Below are 21262 nucleotides of genomic sequence, written 5' to 3' on the forward strand. Positions count from 1 at the left end.
CGCGTCGGGTGGGTTTGCGCGAATGCTCGAATCCGTTGTCTTGATCTGCGGCCATTGCCAAGGTCTGCTGCTTCATCTGCGGATAACGTTTGACCCCTCTCAATGGTGGACCTTAATCAGCGTTGCCCTAATGCAACGATGATCTTTACCAGTTCATCGACATGCTCTTCAGAACAATGGAGCTCCAGCTTGTATTCATTGATGACTTCATCGCCAAGCTCGACCGAGAAACGCCGCTCGCTCTCATCCAATGGGACCAGGGAACCCTTGACCATATAGGCCGTCAGATTGTGCTCATTGTTGCCGACTGCCGTCCATGCAGCTGAGCTCTTGAGGGCGCTGATAACTTCCGCAACCCGGTTGCGATGTATGTAAGCCTTAATTTCCTTCATGACGATGCTCCTTCGTTGGTGAGAAGTTTTTGCGCTTTGCGCTCAGCCCGAAGCTCAGACCATTCATAAAACAACGGCAATAACAGCAAGGTCAAGGCGGTTGAAGTGAACAAGCCGCCCACCACCACAGTGGCCAGCGGACGCTGAGTTTCAGCACCAACTCCGGTGGACAAGAGCATGGGGACCAGGCCAAGGATGGCCACGGATGCAGTCATCAAGACAGGTCTTAAACGCAACTCAGCGCCCCGGCGCACCGCGTCCCTGATAGACAAACCTTGGCCCCGCTGATCGTTCAGGAATGTGACCATCACAATGCCATTCAGCATGGCGACTCCGAACACAGCAATAAACCCGATAGCCGAGGGCACTGAGAGATATTGACCCGTGATAAACAGACCTACAATCCCGCCAATGATGGCAAACGGCACGTTGGCGATGATCAGCGTTGCGTGACGTACGGAATTAAATGCCGTGTACAGCAGCATGAAGATCAGGCCAATGGTCAGGGGCACAATCACCGCCAGTCGGGCCATGGCACGCTGCTGGTTCTCAAACGCACCTCCCCACTGGAAGTAGTAGCCCGTCGGCAATTTGACCTGCTCAGCGATCTTGGCACTGGCTTCCTTCACAAAGCTGTCCACGTCACGGCCTTTCACGTCCATCTGCAGCACGGAGTAACGCTGCAAGGCTTCGCGGCGCACAAACGAATAGCCTTCATCCAACTCAATGGTGGCGACCTGGGAGAACGGCACAAGCGCGCCTTCTCCGGTGCGTATGGGGATGGCGCCGATGCTTGCCGGGCTGGCCCTGAAAGCATCAGGCAACCGTACCGTAATGTCGAACCGTTTGGTGCCGTCGATCAGGGTAGAAACAGCTTCCCCACCTATACCTGCCTTGACGACTTCGAGGACATCGTTCACGTTGATGCCGTAACGAGCTGCGGCCTCACGATTAACCTTGATCACAAGCTGCGGCTTGCCCTTGTTCGCCTCAGCAGACAGGTCTGCCACGCCAGGGACTTTGCCCAACACGCCCTGTAGCTCGCCCGTTAACCGGTCAAGAGTACCGAGGTCTTCACCGTAAAGTTTAAGCGCGAGAGTGGCCCGTACACCGGAAATCAACTCTTCCACTCGGGACTGAATAGGCTGGCTGGCTCCGATAACTGCAGTGGGGACAACCTTCTCCATGGCCTCCTGCATTTCCGATGCAAGAGCGGGGTAAGGCACCTTTTCTGGCCAATCGGACTGAGGTTTGGTCGCTATCAGTATCTCCATGTAGTTAACGTCGGTGGTTTCACCGCCCTCAGCCCGGCCTATGGTTGCCAGGACAGATTCGACCTGCTTGGGGAACTGCTTCTTAAGCTCGGTACTGACGACGTTGGACACGCGAATGGACTCGTCAAGGGACGTGGAAGGAATGCCAGTCACTCGGAACAGTATGGTTCCCTCCTGAAGCTGCGGCATGAACTCTTTGCCCAGGAAAGGGAACAAAGCCAGCGACACAAGGAGCAGGCCCAGCGCCGTACTGACAACCAGCTTTTTGCGCTCCAACGCCCAGTCAAGCAGCGGCAGATAGGCCTTTTTTGCCCAGCGCACGATAAAGGTGTCCTTTTCTTCCTTGGGTTTCAGGATGAGTGCGGCCAATACCGGCACCAGCGTCATTGACAGCAGGAGCGAGCCTGCCATCGCGAACGAGATCGTGAAGGCCATGGGTTTAAAAAGCTTGCCTTCCAGCCCTGTGAGGGAGAACAACGGCATGAATACCACGATGATGATCAGGATAGCGAAGGCGATAGGGTTCATCACCTCGCGCGCGGCTTCAAGGATCAGGTGAGTTTTCTTGATCGGTTTACCGGATTCCTTGGCATGAGCTAGCAGCCGAAAGGCGTTTTCGATCATCACGATGGCACCGTCAACCATCATCCCGGTGCCAATGGCCAATCCGGCAAGTGACATCAAGTTGGCCGTTACCCCAAATTGCTGCATGAGAATGAACGCAATCAACATGGCCATCGGCAAAGTCACGATCACGACGATGGCGGAGCGGAAATCCCCCAAGAATAGAAACAGGATGATCGCGACCAGAACCGCGCCCTCTATCAAGGAGTTTTGAGCGGTGCGAAGCGCTTTGTCCACCAGATCGGTACGGTCGTACACCGGTATCAGCGACACGCCTTTCGGCAAGGCGGCTTGTGCGAGGGCCAGCTTGGATTTCACAGCCTCAACAACATTCTTCGCATTTTCATTCACCCGCGACAACGCCATTCCAAGAACGGCCTCCTGACCATCCCGCGTGACCGCGCCAAACCTGGGCGCTGCGGCTTCCTTCACGTCGGCGACATCACGGACAAAGATCGGCGCACCATTGCGCTCGGCCACCACAATGCTTGCAATGTCGGTGGTACCTGTCACCAGGCCCAGTCCGCGAACCAGGTATTGCTCGGAGCCAAGATTGATGGATTGCCCGCCCACTTGCTTGTTGTTTGCAGCCAGGCGTTCCATCACTTGCTTAAACGTCAAACCATACTTGATCAATTTGTTGGGGTCAATCTGCACTTGGTACTGCTTCTGATCGCCGCCCCATGAAATCACGTCATCCACCCCTGGAGCCGTCCGGAGGATCAGCCGCACGGTCCAATCATGCAGCGTACGCAAATCCATGGCGCTCAACTTCTTGTCAGCCGATTCAATGGTGTACCAAAACACCTGACCCAAACCGGAGCTGTTGGGACCCAAAACAGGCTCACCATACCCCTCGGGCAATCGGCCTTTGACATCCTGGAGCTTTTCACCGACGAGGCGACGTGCGAAGTAAATGTCTACGTTGTCCTTGAAATAGATGCCCACATAGGAAAGACCAAACAGGGAAACCGAGCGAACTTCTTCCACATTGGGCAAACCTGCCATCGCACCCTCAATGGGCGTAGTGAGCAGTCTTTCAACGTCTTCTGCGGCGAGACCGGGTGATTCCGTATAAATATTGACCTGGACAGGCGTAACGTCCGGGAAGGCATCCACAGGTACATTGCGATAAGCTTGGACGCCGAGGCCGACCAACACCGCGAAGGCGACGAGAACGAGTACTTTGTAACGCAGTGAGGCGTCAACGATTGCATTAAGCATGGTGTTCTATCCTTGGCTCAATGGGCATCGCCGATTTGCGACTTCAGCATTCGTGCCTTCAATGCATATGCACCTGCTGCAACGACCTGTTCTTTCGGTTTTAGTCCCGACTTGATGACCGTGCGTCCGGATATTTTTTCACCTGTCTCAATGGCGCGTGGCTGAAAACTACCTCCTTCACTCACAAAAACGGTTGGTTGCCCCTGGAGCAACAAGATTGCGCCGTCTGGCACTGAAATCGCTTCCAGTTGCCCACCAGTTGCAATGTTGGCGGTGGCGAACATCTCCGGTTTGAGACGCCCGTCTTTGTTAGGCACTTCGATGCGCGCAGCAATCGTGCGGCTGTCTTTGTCCAGGACATTGGCTATGTATGCCACCCGGCCGCTAAAGCGTTCGCCGGGATAAGCACCTACGGTCACAGTCGCTGCTGCACCGGTTTTCACTTTCGAGAGAAGATCATCCGTAAGGTTGGCCTCAATCCATACCTTTGACAGGTCCGCAATGGTGAAAACTGCTTCGGCTGGCGAACCCAGCTCACCTATCGTGGCTTTTTTCTGAATAACCGTGCCTGCAAATGGCGCCGTCAGTGCAAACGTGGACTGTGCCCTCCCGCTGGCACTTGCAGAGCCTCCGAGCAGCCGCAAACGGTCACTTGCCGCGCGCGATTCCGCACTGGCGCGCTCAAGCTCGCCGCGCGATCTGAGCAACTCCTTTTGCGGGATAATTTCTTCGGCACTGAGCGACTCTGCACGCTTGAAGTCGGCCTGAGCAACACGCTCCGACGATTGCGCACGCAAAAGAGCAGATTGCGCCTCGCCAATCGCCAGACTGTCCATGATGGCCAATGATTGGCCGGCGCGGACGTTGTCCCCCAGATTTGCCGACACGCTCACAATCCGGCCTTCAACGCGCGGCGCAATTTTGGCAATTCGATCTTGATTGGGTCGAATGGTTGCGGTCACGCTTACGGAGTCCTCGAAAGTGCGAGAGGAGACTTCTTCAAATTTGATTCCCGCGAGAGCCTGTTCTTCTGCGGTGAGCTTCTGGCCCTTTTCCTCCTTGGCCTCCTGTTTAGCAGGTTCTTCTCCTTTGGCAGCTTTTTCACCACAGCCTCCCAATGCCAGCAATACAGCCAGAACGGATGAAATACCGATGACACGGCGTGAAACGGAAATTTTGAATTTGGTGGTGTTCATGATGACTCTCATTCTTTGGGCCAGCCCGCTTCCAACTCTAGTGTGGCGCGGGTACTGTGGTATTCGGTAAGTGCTTCGATCAGGTCACGGCGAGCATCGAGTGCCTGACGGTTGACCACGATCAGTTCAAGTAAGCCGATCTGCCCCGCTTGGCGAGACTTAACCGAAAGGCTCAGGTTGTCGGTCAGCGCTGGCAGGACGACGTCCTGAAGTCGGCGAACGCGTTGCTCCTGACTTGCAAGCCTGGACCAAAGCGACACCACATTGGCCTTGGTGTCGCGTTGCGCGGCCTCCCTGTCGATTTGCGCCTGGGTTGCAGCGGTGGACGCTTGACCGATGCCGGTCGCATTGCGCTTGAAAATGGGGAGTGGGATCGAAACAGAAATGGTGGTGAGCCTTTCGCGCGCAACGCTTGGGCCTTCACGCCCTACATTGAGTCCCACCGTCACGTCTGGACTGACGCTTGCGCGTTCCAAGCGATATCTTGCGTTTGCGCTCTTTTCGCGGGCCGAAAGAGCCAGAAGGCGCGGCTGGGAATCGAGACTGCCGAGCAGGTCGTTCAAAGCAAACCCCATGGGTGCAGGTGTCAGTTCACCCTGAGCCAGAGGAAGAACTGGGCCCACAAGCTGCAGGCGCGCCGCCAGATCGTTACGCTCTTCGTTAAGCTGTTCCCGCGCCAGTGCTAGTTGGTTCCGTGCGCGCTCGGCCTCCACCAGCGCGACGTTGGCATCAAGCTTGGTATCCTCGCCCGCTACTCGCCGCTTTTGTACAGCTGCAGCAGCATCATCGAACAGTTTCAGCGCCTGGCTCTCCAGTTCAACACGTTGCTGCAGAGCCAGTACACGATAAAAGCGCGTGGCTATCTCGCTTCGAATTTGTCGCTGCGCATCAACTATTTCGTAGCGCAATGCCTCTAGGGCAGACGAGGCCGTCTCTCGCCTGAATCCTCCCTGCCCGCCGGTTTCAAAGGTCTGAGAGACTCCCCCAGTCCATTCGTTGCGGCGTTCAGTAGCCATGCCCGCCTGGGGCACGAGTCGCCGCGTCTTGTCAAAAGCCAGCTGAGGATTGTTGAAAAGCAGCGACCTCGCGTCGCTATTTAACCCTTCTGCTGCGGCGAGCTCCGCCTGTTTGGAGCGCAACGCAGGATTGGCCTGAGCGGCCCGTGCCAGGGCTTCCTGCAGTGTGAGGGGAGCAAGCTCCGGCGTACTGGTTGCTACAGGACTGGTTGACTGCGCAAAGGCAGGTACCGATATAAGAAACAGTGTGCAGGCCAGCGCCAGCGTTTTCGGTCGCATCGAATTCTCCTAGTTGCGAAAAACCAAGGGGGAGAATCCGGCGGGAAGCCAGCTACCGAAGGGTAGCTAAAAAGAAAAGGAGCGTTCTCGCCGAATTAAGCCGCAAGCGTCCAATTGGGTCGTTCGATGGTGTCCGGTAACCAAAACTGGGTAGGTAAGGGATCTGGTGGTTCAAAAATTGCGGGAGATGCCGCAGAAAAATCCAGGATATTACCGGGCAGTGGCTGAGCGCAGCCTATGTGGCACGAATTGCAATCCGGATCATCTGTGCCGCTCAACGCACCGGTCAAGACGCTCTCGGGCACCGACCCCTTATGCACATGCGCGTGATGACCAAAATGGCTTACCTGGTCGACCTTCTCGTGCACGCAATACCTCGCTGCAGCGCCCCAGGCGAACTGGAGCGGCAGAAATACAATAAAGAAAATGATCAGATAACGGCGCACGGCGAAAGTGTACAACGTATGTGTTTCAGGAGCTCACGGGCGTGGCCGTCACGACATAGTTTTCCGGGAAAAACCGCCGCTCGATCAACTCCAGCAAGACATGAATAACCTTGATATGCAGTTCCTGAACGCGGTCGGCAAAGTCTCCAGCGGGCGTAGCGATGCAAATATCTGCCAGAACGCCCAGTTGAGACATCTCCTGACCGGTCAATGCAATCACGCTCATACCGAGCTCTTTGGCTGCGACGGCAGCATTAACGACGTTGGTACTTTTGCCACTTGTGCTGATGGCCAGCAAACAGTCTCCAGCCCGGCCATGTGCATCCAGGTATCTTGAGAACACCTGTTCATACCCGAAGTCATTGGCGACACAGGTCAAATGACCGACGTCGCTAATGGCCTGGGCTGGCAGTCCTTTACGGTTGTGACGAAAGCGTCCAGTCAGCTCCTCTGCAAAGTGCATGGCATCACTCATGGAACCGCCATTCCCACAAGCATAAACCCTTCCCCCGCCCTCGAATGTCTTCACCAGTAACGCCGCAGCGTTTTCGGTCGAAGCCAGTGCAGATTCGTCGCTGATAAGAGCGGTAAGCGCACTCTGCGCATCCTTGAGGGCGCTCAGAATAGTTTCACGCATGGCTGTAGGGTTGGGTGGTTCATTGGGCAGCTCTAAACTTTGGCGCTGGGAGTGGTGTTTTTCGCTCGGGGAAGCAAGCGAAGGCCATTACCCACAACCAGCAGGCTGGCACCCATATCTGCAAAAACAGCCATCCACATGGTTGCGGTTCCAAACACGGCCAAGACCAGAAAGACAGACTTGATGCCCAACGCCAAGGTAATGTTCTGCCAAAGAATCGCATGTGTCCGCTTGGACAACTGCACGGTTTCGGCCACGCGTTCGAGGTTGTCGTTCATGATCACAATATCGGCAGCTTCCATGGCTGTGTCTGTGCCCGCCCCACCCATGGCAAAGCCCACGTCTGCTTGAGCCAGCGCCGGCGCATCATTGATGCCGTCCCCCGTCATGCCTGTTGGGCCATAGCGTTTTTGCATATCCTTGATGGCATCGAGTTTGGCCTCGGGCAACAAGTCTCCGCGTGCGTCGTCAATGCCTGCCTCGCTGGCGATGGCTTTGGCTGTGGCACTGTTATCGCCCGTCAGCATGACGGTCGCGACACCCAAGACCTTCAGGTCTGCAATGGCCTTGCGCGATGTTTCCTTGATCGTGTCGGCAACCGCGAACAGTGCAAGAACCACCTTGCTGTTGGCCAGCAAGGTCACGGTTCGGCCCTGATTTTCGTGAATAGTCAGCTCAGCCTTGAGTTCTGGAGATGACAGATTGTTTTCTTCCATCAGGCGATGATTGCCCATCAATAAGGTCTGACCATCCACGACGCCCTGAACGCCGCGGCCCGGAATTGCCTTGAACTCCTGAACTTCTGCAACTTTCTGCTCAAGGCTGGCTGCAATAGCCTTGGAAACCGGGTGATCCGACCTGGCAGCCAAGCTAGCGGCAGCACGCCTGGATGACGCCTCATCGGCCTGGCCCCATACACGCCAATCCACCAGCTTTGGCCTACCTTCAGTGATGGTTCCGGTCTTATCCAGTGCAATAGCTTTCAGCAGCCGCGCCTCTTCCAGGTAGGTACCGCCCTTGATAAGGATGCCTCTGCGCGCGGCTGCGGACAAGCCGCTCACAACAGTAACTGGCGTGGAAATCACCAATGCACAGGGGCACGCAATCACCAGTAATACCAGCGCCTTGTATAAGGCTTCTTGCCAAGTGAGGCTCAATAAAAACGGGGCGAGAACAGCCACAGCTACTGCAATTGCGAAAACGACTGGCGTGTAAATGGCAGCAAATTTGTCAACAAAACGCTGTGTAGGTGCACGGGTGCCTTGAGCCTCCTCTACGGCGTGGATGATCCGAGCCAATGTTGTGTTGTTTGCCGCTGCGGTGACTCGAATTTCCAGTTCACCTGTTTCGTTGATGGTGCCGGCAAAGACCGGATCGCCAGGCGCTTTGTCGACTGGGATACTTTCGCCAGTGATGGGGGCCTGATTGATGGCGCCGTTGCCCTTTGTTACTACTCCATCGAGCGGCACGCGTTCCCCGGGTTTTATGCGAACTGCTGCTTCGAGCGGAACAGACGCGACGGGTGTGGTAACCCAGGTGCCATCGGGTGAGAGCACGAGCGCCTCTTCCGGGGCCATGTCTAACAAACCTTTGATCGAATTCCGGGCGCGATCAACCGCTTTGGCTTCAATCAATTCTGCGATGGCATACAAAGCCATGACCATTGCAGCCTCAGGCCACTGGCCGATCAAGAAGGCGCCGGTCACTGCAACTGCCATCAGCGCATTGATATTCAACTTGCCACGAAACAAGGCAGCCATTCCTTTTTTATAGGTATCAATGCCGGCCAACCAAATGGCCACTGCAGCCACGGCCATCCCCGCTACCTTCCAGGCCAACGTCTCTGGAGCGAAATAGGAAATAGCTTCAGCAGCTATGGCCAATGCGAGGGCTGCAACCAGGCGAGAAATGCCGCCACTGAAGCCGCCGTCATGGGTATGACCGTCAGCGGGAGCGCCTTTGCCATCAGTTAGTTCTGCCCCGGTTGCTTGTACCGGCTTTGCGTCAAAGCCGGCCTTACGGATAGCTTCAAGGGCTAACGGCAGAGCCTCATCAGAAGCGTCAATCTTGAGTGTGCGAGCACCCAATTGAAAGCCCAGCGAGCGAATTCCCGGCAATGGCTCCAATGCTCTGCGAATTTCGGATTCTTCTGCGCTGCAATCCATGGTGGCAATGCGAAACAGCTTGCCCCCAGCAGGCAGCGTTGCGCCGGTTGCAGGGGCAGACGGAGCGCTGCATGCGGCGGAGCCGCAAGAATCTTCAGCTGATTGAGGCATGGTTTCTATTTTCATGGCTTAATTAGAAACCTTATAGTGGCATTAAAGTCAAGGGCAAATGATTGGGTCTGCGGCTACGCGGCGTTTCTAACTAGGTCGTCAGCAAAAGGATGTCAATGAAAATCGGAGAATTGGCCAAAGCTGCCTCCACGCAGACTGAGACCATTCGATATTACGAACGCGAAGGACTTCTGCCGGAAGCATCGCGAAGTGAAGCGAACTATCGGGTATACGACAGCACGCACATCAATCGATTGGCCTTTATTCGTCACTGTCGGTCACTCGACATGTCACTGGGTGAAATTCGTGCTTTGCTGCAATTTAAGGACGCGCCAACCGAAAACTGCACCGAAGTTAATGGGCTGCTAGACGAACACATCGGGCATGTAGCGACACGCATTCGCGAGCTTAAGGCTCTGGAGAAGGAGCTCAAGGCGTTGCGCGAGGAATGCACAAGTGGGCAGGATGCCGCGAGTTGCGGCATCCTCAGTGGGCTAGTGATAGCGGCCCAAGCTGAAAAAAAGCGGCCCGGCGGCGCTGGGGGCCATGCTGGGCATATTCACGGCACGCATCAGCGGGTGGGTAATAAAGCAAAAATTTGATATATGGACGACGTCTGCCACTCTGACCAAAAGCGCCTGACGGCGACGCCGTCATCATTGTGCAGGGTCAAAAGTCAAGTCTCCAGATTCTTGCGGGTGAACAACCTGTTAGAAACACATACTTGCGAGTGATATGAGCCATCTTGCCCAGTATATTAATGCGGCCGAGCGCGAGAATACGCGCCGAAGTTACGCGTCCGCCGTACGTCATTTCGAGATAGAGTGGAAAGGCCTGCTGCCTTCCACGGCTGACGCCATTTCCCGCTACTTGGCCGACCACGCGGCTACCCTGGCCATCAACACCCTTCGCCTACGGCTGGCAGCGCTGTCCCGATGGCATACCGACCAAGGTTTCGCGGACCCAACCAAATCGCCCCTGGTGCGCCAGGTTCTCAAGGGCATTCGCTCCGTCCACGCTGTGCCGGAAAAGCGTGCGCGGCCCCTGGAGGTGGCAATGCTCCAGCAGGTCGATCAGTGGCTCGATGCCGCCATCGGCAATGCCCAGCGCTCCGGCGACCAGCCGGCCTTGCTGCGCCACGCGCGCGACCGCAGCTTGATGCTGCTGGGATTCTGGCGCGGTTTCCGATCCGACGAACTGGTCAGCCTGCGCGTGGAGAACACCGAAGTCGTCCCCGGCCAGGGCATGGCCTGCTACCTGGGCCGCAGCAAAGGCGACCGGCAACTGCAGGGCCGGATCTTCCAATGCCCAGCCTTGTCCCGCCTGTGCGCTGTGGACGCCTTCAATGCCTGGGTTGGCCTGGCCGGTTTGACCGAAGGCCCGGTGTTCCGCAAGATCGACCGCTGGGGGCATGTCGCCGACGCAAGCCTGCATGCCAATAGCCTGATCGCGTTGCTGCGCAGCCTGTTCGCCGAAGCCGGCGTCGAGTCACCCGAGGAATACAGCAGCCATTCCATGCGCCGCGGCTTTGCCGGCTGGGCACGCGCTAGCGGCTGGGACATCAAGGAGCTGATGGAGTACATCGGCTGGAAGGATGTCAAATCGGCCATGCGCTACCTCGACGCGTCGGATTCCAGCCTGCAAGCCCGGTTCGAGCAGGGACTACCGGCGTTGGCGCCAGCCGGTCAGCTGCCACCGTCACCGTTGCTTCTGCTGACGGAGCCGTGTGAGGTTTCCCGCCTCCCAGCCGAAGGAGCAACACCCGTGGCGATCCTGCGCGTCACGATGGTGCTGGCCCGCTTCAGCAAGCAGTCGCGCGGCCTGGCCCTCGGCCACCGGCTGATCGAGCAGACCTGCTTCGTGCGTTTTGCCATGCAACGACTGAACGCCGAGGGCACGCTCTACGAGCTGGCGGTACCTTACCTGTCCCGCGACTTGCTGGACGAGGTGATCGCCACGCTGCTGGATGATATGTATCGCATCGCCGAGGACAACCAGTGCCTGCTGGAAACCTCGTTTCACGAACCCGCCACCGACACCTATTGGGATTGAGGCGATGGGCGGTCCGGCCAGGGAGCTCGCGGATGCCCTATATAGCGATACGTTTGGACGGCACCGATGTTTGGTTCAACAGCATGTCCGCATAGCGCGATACGCCGAATTTGAACATTCCCCTGAAATTCACGTGCGCGAAATGCGCGGGGCCCATACGAGCCAGCCAGGTGTCCTCGATCTTCTGGTTGGAGCGGCGCCACTTGTCGACGGTTTCCTGCATGCGGTGGGTATTCCAGGCCACTACAAGGTTGGTCAGCAGGGTGTGTGAGCCCGAGATCGCAATCATTTCGTCGCGTCGGCGCCCACGTTCTGGGGAAACCTTGCCGAAGTAGACGGCGCGCTGTAGCTGGTGCACCGACTCGCCGCGGTTCAGGATGGTGTGGATCTCCCGGCGAAATGCCGTGTTGCTGAAGTAGTCGCACAAAAACAGCGTCCGCAGCAGCCGACCCAGCTGGTCAGCGGCCCTATGGACAGGATCGCCCTGCGCTGCGCTGCCGAAGCGCTGCAGGGCAACATTGGCGCTGACGCGACCGCTACGGATAGACGCTGCCAGGCGTAGCAACTCATCCCAGCCTTTACGAATAGCACCTAAAGACACGTCGCGAACAAGCACCTGATCCAGCCCTTCCGGGGCCTCCAGGATGCGCGGCAGGAACAATTTGCGCTCGGCCAGGTCGCGCAAGCGGGGGCACAGGTCAAATCCGAGTAGCTTGGAAATGGCCATGGTCGGATTGGTGTACCCATGCGTATCGACGGCCAGCAGTGACAGGCGCACTCGGTCAGTACTGTCGTTGTAGCGGACTACGCCTTCGATTGCCGGGCCGGCCTGGCGTTCATTGAGAACAATCGGCTGGTCATAAATAATGCCATGCTGGTCCAGAACGTGGGTGTACATTCCCGCCGCATGGGTACGCCGGCGGGGATCCACGCGGGCGTTCCAAAGGTGCTTGGAGGCATCCAGGCTCATCATGTCACTGGACGCCGTTTTGCCGCTGCCCCAGAGTTCAGCAATCGCGTGCCGGCCCTGGAACTCAACCACACGCGCATTCGCCCGACGCAGCCGGCCTGAGGCTTCCAGAGCCCGCATGGCCACCGAGACCTGATCCGGATCGAGCTGGGGCGTCATGGCGGCCACGCTTTTGGCATCAATTTCAGTACCGTGGGCAATCAATGCAGCATACAAGGCGACCAATTCCCGTTCATCCCTGGCCCGGCGTGCCAGCAAGATCTCGCTGAAATTGGTTTGGGCATCCATCTCCAGCAACAAATCGGGAAATTGCACGTCCCCGATCTGCTTGAACATCAGGTCGCGGGTGCGCTTGGGGTCAATTTCTTCTGGCAAGGCCTGCAATGCGGGCAGGTGCAGAGTGCCTTGTGCATCGACACTGAGTTTGCCTTGCTGTTTGGCGTCTGCCACCGCCTGCAGCCCGACTTCGATGTGCTTGAGCAAGGGCTCCAGAAAAGTATCCGCGTCAGCCGGCATGCCGAGAATGGACAGATGGCGCTCCCGGTCTTTGGCCCAGTCAGTGGGTGCAATCAACATTTGGTCACGCTCCCGGTAGGAGAAACTGTGATCAATCCAGACGGAGCCGCGGCGCAGGCTTTTACGAAGACCCACCATGGCGCAGGCTTCCATGGCTTTGAGGGCTTTTTTGCGGTCAGGATCGTCCACCAGTTCCCGCCAGGGCTTGTCGATGGGGAAGGCCTGATCCTGAGGCAACTCGGTGAGTTTGCCGGCGTAGATGTCCTTGAGGGAGATGAGTAGCTTCAGGCTGTTGTCGTTGGGCCGCCCCTGAAAGTTCAGATCCTGCAGGCTGCTGAGCAGCGAGCGCACCCGAGTGGGCTCTTCGGTCAGCATCTGCCGAACGCTCGCAGCGTGGCTGTTGTTGGCGGCCCGGGCTACGTCAGCGACCAGTTCGCCGATGGAGGCCAAGCGTTCCTCCGCCGACCGGCTGGTGTCGTCCACAAGGGTTTTGATGGAGACCAGGCGCTCACGGTATTCGACAGATGAGCGCGCCTGGCGGGTTTGGGTTTTGTCGTAAGCCTGGCGGACGAGGTCGGAAACCCGACGGCCCGACTGATAGATGACCATGTCTGTCAGTTCAAGCAGGCTGATTCGCAAAAAGAACACCAGCTCGATGGTCTGGGAAGACGCCTTGAGCTCCCGGGTCTTGGCGGGTCGACGCGCCTGGATGGCTTGGGCGTAGCCGCGTTGTTTCTCCAGTGGGATGGACTCGAAGGTCCAGGTATGGACCTCAAGGCTTTTGAGGAACCTGATTTTTTCGAGCGTTTCTGCGAGAGTGGTTGGGCTGTGGCGCTTGGGCGGCGTCTTGAGCCACTCCAGCACCGTGAAGGAGCCGCCCTTGTGCAGCCCAAAAACCACCGATTGGCAGCGCGCGATGGCATTGCCGGGAATGACTGCCTTGATAGCCTTCAAAATGGCCGCATCGACGCCAGCATGGCATTGGCGGGCAAGATCTCGAACCTGCCGGTCCCCGAGGATGAGCAACTTTCTTTCATAAAGCCAATGGTTGGCGGCAGTGACCAGTTCATCGACAGAGTTGACCTCGTTGGCCTGGGCGCTGAGATAGCTGACGAGGAGATCGCTACCGGCCTGGTCAATGTCCTTTAGACCCAGGTAGTCCTTAAGCCAAAGTTGATGCTCATACAGCGTTTGGCGCCGTGTGTAGAGGGAGCGCAGCGTCGCAATCGTAGGTGGCTGGACGCCAAGTGCTTCGCCCACATGCGCAAGTAGCATCTTTGGCAGCGCTGAAAACCGGTCGAGGGGACGGCCGCAAGCCCTCAGAAAGACGAGCAGCACTGCTACGGCAGTGCGACGATCCGCTCGAAATCGCTCGTTTATGGCGGCGACGTCCGCAGCAGATAGCCGGAAATATTGCTGAACATCAAACTCAGAGAGGCGAACCGGTAGGCTGTCAACACCTACATACCGCAATTCATAGTTGGCCATGAAACCCCCGCGAATGGACGATTTGGCAACTTTAATTGAAACTGGAAGAGGCCAGGGCCCGCACAGAGCCTAGGTCCCGACGGTAACCGTGTCAATTTGCATTGAAAGTACGATTACCCCCGTTAGTGAACGCATAACGCAACTTGATTGCATTTTCAGAAACCTGCGGTAATGCAGGCCTTGGCGCGTACCTTGGCGCCTGTGGCGCGCCTACCTCTCGGGGCGGAGGCTAAGAGCCCGGCAAGACAGGCGTGCCACCGTTCCAGACGGCGCGGGCGATCTTTGCCAGCACCGCCAGCCCAAACCATGCCGACACCGAGGACAACACCAGTGCCAGGGTGATGAGGCCCGGCCGCAGGCGGCGATCCACAATCGACTCGGCAGGGTTGCGGGGATTGACCCACACCGGCACGGCTTTGCCAGTGCGCTGCAAGCCCTGCAGACGGCGGCCCAGTTCTTCTTGAAAGCTGCCAATGTTGTCGGCCCGCTCGTGAATGGCGGCACGCTGCCCGGTGTACGCCACACCCTCCACCACATACCGGTAGCGCACTGACACGCTGTGCGTGGTGCCGCCCTTGCTAGGATGGTGGCTTTGCAGCGTGGCCGATTCGAGCACCGCAGGCACCTGGTTCCAGGTTTGCATGCGCGCCCAGTCAAACACGGGCGAAGCCACCATGAACCAGAAAATGCCAATGCCCGCTGCGGCGAAGGGCACGGCGAACAAGGCCAGAACCCAAATGCCTCCCGGCAGCTTTTCACGCCGCTGCGTCGCGCGGCGTGGGGACGCGGGGGACATCACGGCAAGCGCTCGTAGGTGGCTTTGGAGGGTACGTCCGCATTCGAGAAATACGGGTCCGGGTCCAGGCTCAGCAACTTGCCTTGTTGCGTGATGGCGTAGGCGCTGCTGGTGTCGCGGCGTGGGCTGTTCGACACATACAGCCGCGCCTTGTCGGCACGCCAGGTGCCGCGCATCAGAGCGTCGCGCAGGGCTTTTTGCACGGCGCCCTCCGAGGTGGTGGCGCCACCGGACGCGCCCAGGTCGAGGTTGATGACCTGCGCATCGGCCTGAATCACCAGCACCTGGCCAGCCAGGAACTTGGGCGGCGGCGCGCCGTTGATGCTGGCAACCTTCCAGCGGCCCACCAGAGGGTGTGCAGCCTGTGGGTCAGCGGCCCCTGCAGTAGTCCCCACGCCCCCGGCGGCGACAAACAAGGTGAGCAACAGGGCCTTGCGGAACCCCGCCCTGCGTGTGTGGCGGATGTGCGGCATGAATGGGTCTCCTCCCGAATGGTGGGCTTTGTTCTGGTTGGCCAGGGCGCTGGCGGCAAGCCGCGTGCAGTCTAAAAGATGGGGGTGCGATCAATCCCACACAACAGCCGGTAGATTTGTGCCTTTTAGGCATCCAGCGCTTGATTGGAAAGCGCCAACAGCTATTGAACTGAGAGCAAATTCAGCACTAGAACCACCTCGGTGCCGTGGCGCAGAATTCAAAAGCAAGCTTCGGAGTGCACACTGCGCACCCCATCCCTAGAGTGCATGGCATCGCAACCCCCTTGTGAGCCATCCACCATGAACCCGAACGCCACCCAGCGAAGCGCCAGCCTCCCGGACCGACCATTTACCTACGCCGTCGCCATGCCCCACCGCGCCACCCCCTCCACCAAGGCCGCCCAAGCCGCCGCCACCCAGGCCGACCCGCGCTGGGCGGCGGTGGCGGCGCGCAGCGCGGCGGCGGACGGCAGCTTTTGGTATTCGGTGCAGACCACGGGTGTGTACTGCCGCCCCAGCTGCGCGGCGCGTGCACCCCGGCCGGAGAATGTGCGGTTTCACGAAAGCTGCGCGGATGCAGAAGCCGCAGGCTTTCGCCCCTGCCAGCGCTGCAAGCCCCGGCAGCCCACGGCGTTGTCGCACCACGCCGCGCTGGTCACCGAGGCCTGCCGCATCATCGAAGGCGCTGCCGCCGGTGAGGCGCCCACGCTGGATGCGCTGGCCGCCCAGATGGGCCTGAGCCCGTCGCACCTGCACCGCATCTTCAAGCAGTCCACGGGCCTCACGCCCAAGGCGTATGCCGCCGCCCAGCGTGCGCAGCGCCTGCGCAGTGCGCTCGACAACGCACCCACGGCCTCGGTGACGGATGCGATCTACAGCGCGGGTTACCAGTCCAGCAGCCGCTTTTACGAACAATCGGCCCAGGTGCTGGGCATGACGCCCAGCCGCTACCGCGCGGGGGGTGCGGCGCAAGACATTCGCTTTGCGATTGGCCAGTGTTCGCTGGGCGCCATTCTGGTCGCCCAGAGCGACCGGGGCATCTGCGCCATCTTGCTGGGCGACGACGCCGACACCCTGGTGCGCGACCTGCAGGACCGTTTTGCGCAGGCCCACCTGATCGGCGGGGATACCGCGTTTGAAGCGCTGGTGGCACAGGTGGTGGCGTTTGTGGAGGCCCCGGGCCTGGGGCTGAACCTGCCGCTGGACGTGCGTGGCACGGCGTTTCAGCAACGCGTGTGGCAGGCCCTGCAGGCCATCCCCGCCGGGCAGACTGCAAGCTACGCCGAGGTGGCCCAGCGCATAGGCGCCCCCACCGCCGTGCGCGCCGTGGCGCAGGCCTGCGCGGCCAATGCGCTGGCGGTAGCCATACCCTGCCACCGGGTGGTGAAAAGTGATGGCGCGTTGTCGGGCTACCGTTGGGGCGTGGAACGCAAACGTGCGCTGCTGACGCGTGAAACCGCGCCAGAGCCCACACAACCGCTGGCGGAGAAGGCGGCATGAGCGCTGTCCCGCTGTCTCACCAACCCGGTCTGAAGAACGGCGACTGGGCGCAGCGTGCAGTTGCCATCGACTGGCCAACAACCACGGAGGCCCTGCACCAGCAAGGCAATGCGGTACTGCCGCAACTGCTCAGAGCCACCGAATGCGCCGCGCTGGCCCGCCTGTACGGCAACGCGGATGAAAGCACCTTCCGCAGCCGCGTGGTGATGCAGCGCCACGGCTTTGGCCAGGGCGAATACCGGTACTTCAGCTACCCGCTGCCCGGTGTGGTGGCCGGGCTGCGCGAGGCACTGTACCCGCACCTGGCGCCCATCGCCAACCAGTGGAACACCGCCATGGGCATCGATGTGCGCTACCCCACGCGGCATGCCGACTTCATTGCCCGCTGCCACGCCGCAGGCCAGGTGCGCCCCACCCCGCTGCTGCTGCAATACGGCGCTGGCGACTACAACTGCCTGCACCAGGACCTGTATGGCGAGCATGTGTTTCCGCTGCAGGTCGCGGTGCTGCTGTCAGAGCCCGGGCGCGACTTCACGGGCGGCGAATTCGTGCTGACCGAGCAGCGCCCGCGCATGCAGTCGCGGGCCGAGGTGGTGCCGCTGCAGCGCGGCGACGCCGTGGTGTTTGCCGTGCACCACCGCCCCGTGCAGGGCACGCGCGGGCCGTACCGCGTGCAGATGCGACATGGCGTTAGCCGCTTGCGCAGCGGGCAGCGGCATACGCTGGGTGTGATCTTTCACGATGCTGGATGATGTTCCCCCTGTGCCGCTTCGCGCCTTCTCCTCCGGGGACGACGGCAGCTGTGGTCCACACTGCCGCCATGGATTGCCACCGTTATGAGCCTGAGCCTTTTCGACGACCCACCCCAGCCTGCCCAGCCGCCCGAGGTGCTGGAGCCCGGCGCCATGGTGCTGCGCGGCTTTGCGCTGGAGAAGGCGGCAGACCTGCTGCAAGCGGTGCAGCAGGTGACGACACAAGCCCCCTTCCGGCACCTCATCACCCCCGGGGGCCTGCGCATGTCCGTGGCCATGACCAACTGCGGAAGACTCGGCTGGGTGAGCGACCGCAGCGGCTACCGCTACGACCCCCTCGACCCCGACAGCGGCCAGCCCTGGCCCGCCATGCCGCCGCTATTGCGCCAGCTGGCATTTGACGCGGCGCAAGCAGCGGGCTTCCCCGGCTTTGCGCCCGACGCCTGCCTCATCAACCGATATGCCCCTGGCACCCGGCTGTCGCTGCACCAGGACCGGGACGAGGGCAACTACGCGCACCCCATCGTGTCCGTGTCGCTGGGCATTCCGGCGGTGTTTCTGTGGGGCGGCGCACAGCGCTCCGACAAGGCGCGGCGCATCGCGCTGATGCATGGCGACGTGGTGGTGTGGGGCGGCCCGGCGCGGCTGCGGTTTCATGGCGTGCTGCCGCTGCCGGAGGCGCAGCATCCGTTGACCGGTGCCCACCGCATCAACCTCACGTTTCGCAAGGCAAGCTGACGCCGCGCCCCTTCACCGGGGATAGCCGGTTGCCTTGGCCACCCTGGCCAGCATCTGCTCTGCCACGGGGCGGCCGCGCAGGCTGTCGGCAATGGTCACGCTCTTGCCGTTGCGCAGGTGCACCTGCACGCGGAAGAAGGTGGTGTGCTGGTGGCCGCTTTGCTGGGTATAGCTTTCCTTGATGCGCAAGCGGGCAATGTCTTTTGCGGGCACGCGCTGCCAGGCCAGCATCAGGCCCAGCAAGCGGCGTTCGGTGCGCAGGCCTTCCCGGTCCAGCTGCACGGTCAGGCTGTTGGACACTGCGTAAAAGCCCCACAACAGCATGGCACCGCCCACGCCACCAAACACCACCGGAAACAACGCGGGTGCACCGCTGTATCCCGCCCACATCCCCATGCCAAAGAAAGCGCCGCCCATCACCAGCCACAGCAGGTTCTGCCGCCACAGGCGGCCGTAGGGCTGGTACAGCCGCACGCCACCTTCCACGGGCTCGATGTCGCTCACCGCGTCCAGCTCGGCCTCGCGCAGGGCTTGCATCTGCAGGTGCTTGGCGGCGTCGTGTGCGAGCCAGGTGGATTCGGCACCCGTGGCATACACGGGCACCTCAAACCGGCGCGAGAACTTCAGCGCCGGATCGGTGCTTTCCAGCAGCACCGTCCAGTGGTGCTCGTTGGTGCCCACGGCTTGTTCAGACTCGGGCAGGCCCTTGGGCACGCTCAGGCGGAACGCCATGCGGCTGCCCCGTCCCTGGGGTTGCACCTGTGCGGCACCCTCGCCCTCCCACACGATCTGCTCACGCGATTCGCTGCTGTTGTCGCCGCCTCCCGTGCGCGTCTGGTAGTGGTAGGCACAGCGCAGCGTCACGGCAAACCGCAGATCAGGCCGGTACGGCACACCGGGCAGGTCCACGGTGGCGCCCACATGCCCGCCGATGGCGCCAGGGAACGGGTCCATCACCAGCCGCACCTCGCCATGGCGCCGCGCATCCAGCGTGGCGCGCACGGCCCACACCAGCAGGCCCAGCCCCACGGCAACCATCAGCACCAGCACGCACAGCACGATGTGGTTCTCGTTGCGCCAGGCGCGGGGAATGGCAGACAACGCCGCGGGGTAGGCAATGGCACCCCACACCACGGCAAAGCCCCAGGCGAACCACACCTCCCAGCGCTTGCTGGAGCGGATGCGGTTGTCGGCCCATGCCCTGTTGGCAAGCCATGGCTCACCGCCCAGGGTCTGCAAGCGCTCCGCCTTGTGTGCATCGCTGCGCCGAAGGCTCCACCCCCAGATCAACATGCCCACCCCGGCGCCACCAAACAGCACTACAAAAATCATCTGAAAACCCAGCAAACCCAGGCGTAGGCTGCGGTCAGCCACCGAATCCTGCGGGCGCGAGGGGTTCACCCACACCGGCACCGGAGTTCCGCTGCGCTGGGCGCTTTCCAGGCGAGAGGCCAGGTTCGCGTGGAAGCTGCCAATGTTGTCAGCCGAGGTGTTGATGGCAGGCCGGTGGCCGTCATACGCCACGCCCGCCACTTCATACCGGTAGTGGGCCGACACGCTGTAGGTGCTGCCTGATTTGCTGCCCCGGTGCGTGTTCAGCTGGGCCGAAACCACCCGTGCGGGCACCTCATGCCAGAACTGCATGCGCGACCAGTCGTACAGAGTGGGCAGCACACCCAGCAGCAGCATGCCAATGCCCACGGCGGAAAACGGCAGCGCAAACAACATGAGAAACCAGGAGCTGCTTTTGTTGCTTGCCGCTGCCTGATGGTTGGCGCCTTTGGTGCGCCGCCGTGCCTGGTTGGCCATACACCCTCCCTCTGCGTGCCCCCTTGCCGGGGGCTTTTGTTCTTCCGGAACCCGGGCGGCGCTGATTCTGCGGCTTGCTGCGGCGGCGGGCCAGTACGTTTTGCAACTCCTACGGGCCCTTGTGGTTTTGCAGGGCCCGTTCTGCTGCAGTTCAGACGCAGAAATGCAAACCAAAATGGCACCCAGCGCTTATCCATCAAGCGCAATTAGCTATAAAAACAGAAGCACCTTGGTAAAACGTGCGCGTCCTGTCCTGTATGCGCACCACCACACCTTTGCCAGAATGGCGGCCATGACTGCCTCTGCCACACCCCGCCCCGCGCGCTACTGGCTCATGAAATCCGAGCCCGAGGAATGCTCCATCGACGACGCCCTGGCCGCGCCCAATGCCACCGTGCCCTGGACGGGCGTGCGCAACTACCAGGCCCGCAACTTCATGCGCGACGACATGCAGGTGGGCGATGGCGTTTTGTTCTACCACTCCAGCTGCCCCGAACCAGGCATTGCTGGCCTTGCGCGCGTAGCGAGCGGCACACGAACCGACCCGACGCAGTTTGACCCCGCCTCGCCGTACTACGACCCCAAATCCCCTGCCGACAAACCCCGCTGGCTGCTGCTGGATGTGCAGGCGCAGCGCAAGACGCGGGTGGTGGGTTTGGCGGAGCTGCGGGAGCACCCGGATCTGGCGCAGATGCGGGTGCTGCAGCGCGGAAACCGCCTGTCGATCACCCCCGTGGAGCCCGTCGAGTGGGCAGCGATCATGGAGATGCTGGGCTGAGCCACAGGCTTGCCCTGCATTGCCCC

Annotated in this window: 17 protein-coding genes; 6 read left to right on the forward strand and 11 right to left on the reverse strand. The window is 60.3% G+C overall.

The window, feature by feature from the left end; translation table 11 throughout:
• Window positions 1–116: 116 nt before the first annotated feature.
• The 7 genes from NFX52_RS17890 to NFX52_RS17920 all read right to left on the reverse strand — a co-directional run bounded on the left by NFX52_RS17890 (window position 117) and on the right by NFX52_RS17920 (window position 9379).
• Window positions 117–392, reverse strand: coding sequence for a hypothetical protein (locus tag NFX52_RS17890; RefSeq protein ID WP_055402796.1), 276 nt, complete (start codon window positions 390–392; stop codon window positions 117–119).
• The gene (locus NFX52_RS17895) at window positions 389–3514 is read right to left on the reverse strand and encodes an efflux RND transporter permease subunit (protein WP_055402794.1); all 3126 of its coding nucleotides are present in this window, start codon (window positions 3512–3514) and stop codon (window positions 389–391) included. Before NFX52_RS17895 ends, NFX52_RS17890 begins: the two co-directional genes overlap by 4 nt.
• Before the next feature lie 17 nt (window positions 3515–3531).
• On the reverse strand, window positions 3532–4710 hold the full coding sequence (locus tag NFX52_RS17900) for an efflux RND transporter periplasmic adaptor subunit (RefSeq protein WP_055402797.1): 1179 nt from the start codon (window positions 4708–4710) through the stop codon (window positions 3532–3534).
• An 8-nt stretch (window positions 4711–4718) separates the two neighbouring features.
• Entirely contained in the window at window positions 4719–6005 is a 1287-nt protein-coding gene (locus NFX52_RS17905) for a TolC family protein (RefSeq protein WP_055402791.1), read from the reverse strand.
• A gap of 95 nt (window positions 6006–6100) precedes the next feature.
• Window positions 6101–6451, reverse strand: a complete 351-nt coding sequence (locus NFX52_RS17910) for a hypothetical protein (RefSeq protein ID WP_156358898.1) — start codon at window positions 6449–6451, stop codon at window positions 6101–6103.
• A gap of 25 nt (window positions 6452–6476) precedes the next feature.
• Window positions 6477–7088, reverse strand: a complete 612-nt coding sequence (locus tag NFX52_RS17915; protein WP_252635759.1) for an SIS domain-containing protein — start codon at window positions 7086–7088, stop codon at window positions 6477–6479.
• 32 nt (window positions 7089–7120) lie between these two features.
• A complete protein-coding gene (locus tag NFX52_RS17920; RefSeq protein ID WP_055395846.1) occupies window positions 7121–9379 on the reverse strand; it encodes a heavy metal translocating P-type ATPase in 2259 nt (752 codons plus the stop codon).
• A gap of 101 nt (window positions 9380–9480) precedes the next feature.
• Between NFX52_RS17920 and cadR the strand changes: the two genes are divergently transcribed.
• Both cadR and NFX52_RS17930 read left to right on the forward strand, forming a co-directional pair.
• The gene (gene cadR, locus NFX52_RS17925) at window positions 9481–9966 is read left to right on the forward strand and encodes a Cd(II)/Pb(II)-responsive transcriptional regulator (RefSeq protein WP_055395847.1); all 486 of its coding nucleotides are present in this window, start codon (window positions 9481–9483) and stop codon (window positions 9964–9966) included.
• A 133-nt stretch (window positions 9967–10099) separates the two neighbouring features.
• Complete coding sequence (locus NFX52_RS17930; protein WP_082437337.1) at window positions 10100–11416, forward strand: site-specific integrase; 1317 nt, start codon at window positions 10100–10102, stop codon at window positions 11414–11416.
• 37 nt (window positions 11417–11453) lie between these two features.
• Here the strand turns inward: NFX52_RS17930 and NFX52_RS17935 are convergent, their stop codons facing one another.
• The 3 genes from NFX52_RS17935 to NFX52_RS17945 all read right to left on the reverse strand — a co-directional run bounded on the left by NFX52_RS17935 (window position 11454) and on the right by NFX52_RS17945 (window position 15659).
• Window positions 11454–14390: a Tn3 family transposase gene (locus NFX52_RS17935; protein ID WP_252635760.1), complete on the reverse strand. Its 2937-nt coding sequence runs from the start codon at window positions 14388–14390 to the stop codon at window positions 11454–11456.
• A 229-nt stretch (window positions 14391–14619) separates the two neighbouring features.
• Entirely contained in the window at window positions 14620–15186 is a 567-nt protein-coding gene (locus NFX52_RS17940; RefSeq protein ID WP_055395851.1) for a DUF3592 domain-containing protein, read from the reverse strand.
• Window positions 15186–15659 carry a hypothetical protein gene (locus tag NFX52_RS17945; protein WP_055395853.1) on the reverse strand — a complete coding sequence of 158 codons (474 nt, stop codon included), beginning with the start codon at window positions 15657–15659 and terminating at the stop codon, window positions 15186–15188. The genes NFX52_RS17940 and NFX52_RS17945 overlap by 1 nt, the downstream gene beginning before the upstream one ends.
• A 366-nt stretch (window positions 15660–16025) precedes the next feature.
• Between NFX52_RS17945 and ada the strand changes: the two genes are divergently transcribed.
• From ada to alkB, 3 genes are all read left to right on the forward strand, one after another.
• Window positions 16026–17159, forward strand: coding sequence for a bifunctional DNA-binding transcriptional regulator/O6-methylguanine-DNA methyltransferase Ada (ada, locus tag NFX52_RS17950; protein WP_252635764.1), 1134 nt, complete (start codon window positions 16026–16028; stop codon window positions 17157–17159).
• Window positions 17156–17911 carry a 2OG-Fe(II) oxygenase gene (locus NFX52_RS17955; RefSeq protein WP_055394612.1) on the forward strand — a complete coding sequence of 252 codons (756 nt, stop codon included), beginning with the start codon at window positions 17156–17158 and terminating at the stop codon, window positions 17909–17911. Before ada ends, NFX52_RS17955 begins: the two co-directional genes overlap by 4 nt.
• Window positions 17912–17995: 84 nt before the next feature.
• Window positions 17996–18649, forward strand: coding sequence for a DNA oxidative demethylase AlkB (gene alkB / locus NFX52_RS17960; protein ID WP_055394614.1), 654 nt, complete (start codon window positions 17996–17998; stop codon window positions 18647–18649).
• A gap of 12 nt (window positions 18650–18661) precedes the next feature.
• Here alkB and NFX52_RS17965 read toward each other — a convergent pair whose 3' ends face one another.
• The gene (locus tag NFX52_RS17965) at window positions 18662–20458 is read right to left on the reverse strand and encodes a DUF3592 domain-containing protein (protein ID WP_055394616.1); all 1797 of its coding nucleotides are present in this window, start codon (window positions 20456–20458) and stop codon (window positions 18662–18664) included.
• Between the two features lie 292 nt (window positions 20459–20750).
• Between NFX52_RS17965 and NFX52_RS17970 the strand changes: the two genes are divergently transcribed.
• Window positions 20751–21236 carry an EVE domain-containing protein gene (locus tag NFX52_RS17970; protein ID WP_252635761.1) on the forward strand — a complete coding sequence of 162 codons (486 nt, stop codon included), beginning with the start codon at window positions 20751–20753 and terminating at the stop codon, window positions 21234–21236.
• Window positions 21237–21262: the final 26 nt, after the last annotated feature.

The sequence above is a fragment of the Acidovorax facilis genome, from assembly GCF_023913775.1.
Taxonomy (GTDB): domain Bacteria; phylum Pseudomonadota; class Gammaproteobacteria; order Burkholderiales; family Burkholderiaceae_C; genus Acidovorax; species Acidovorax facilis.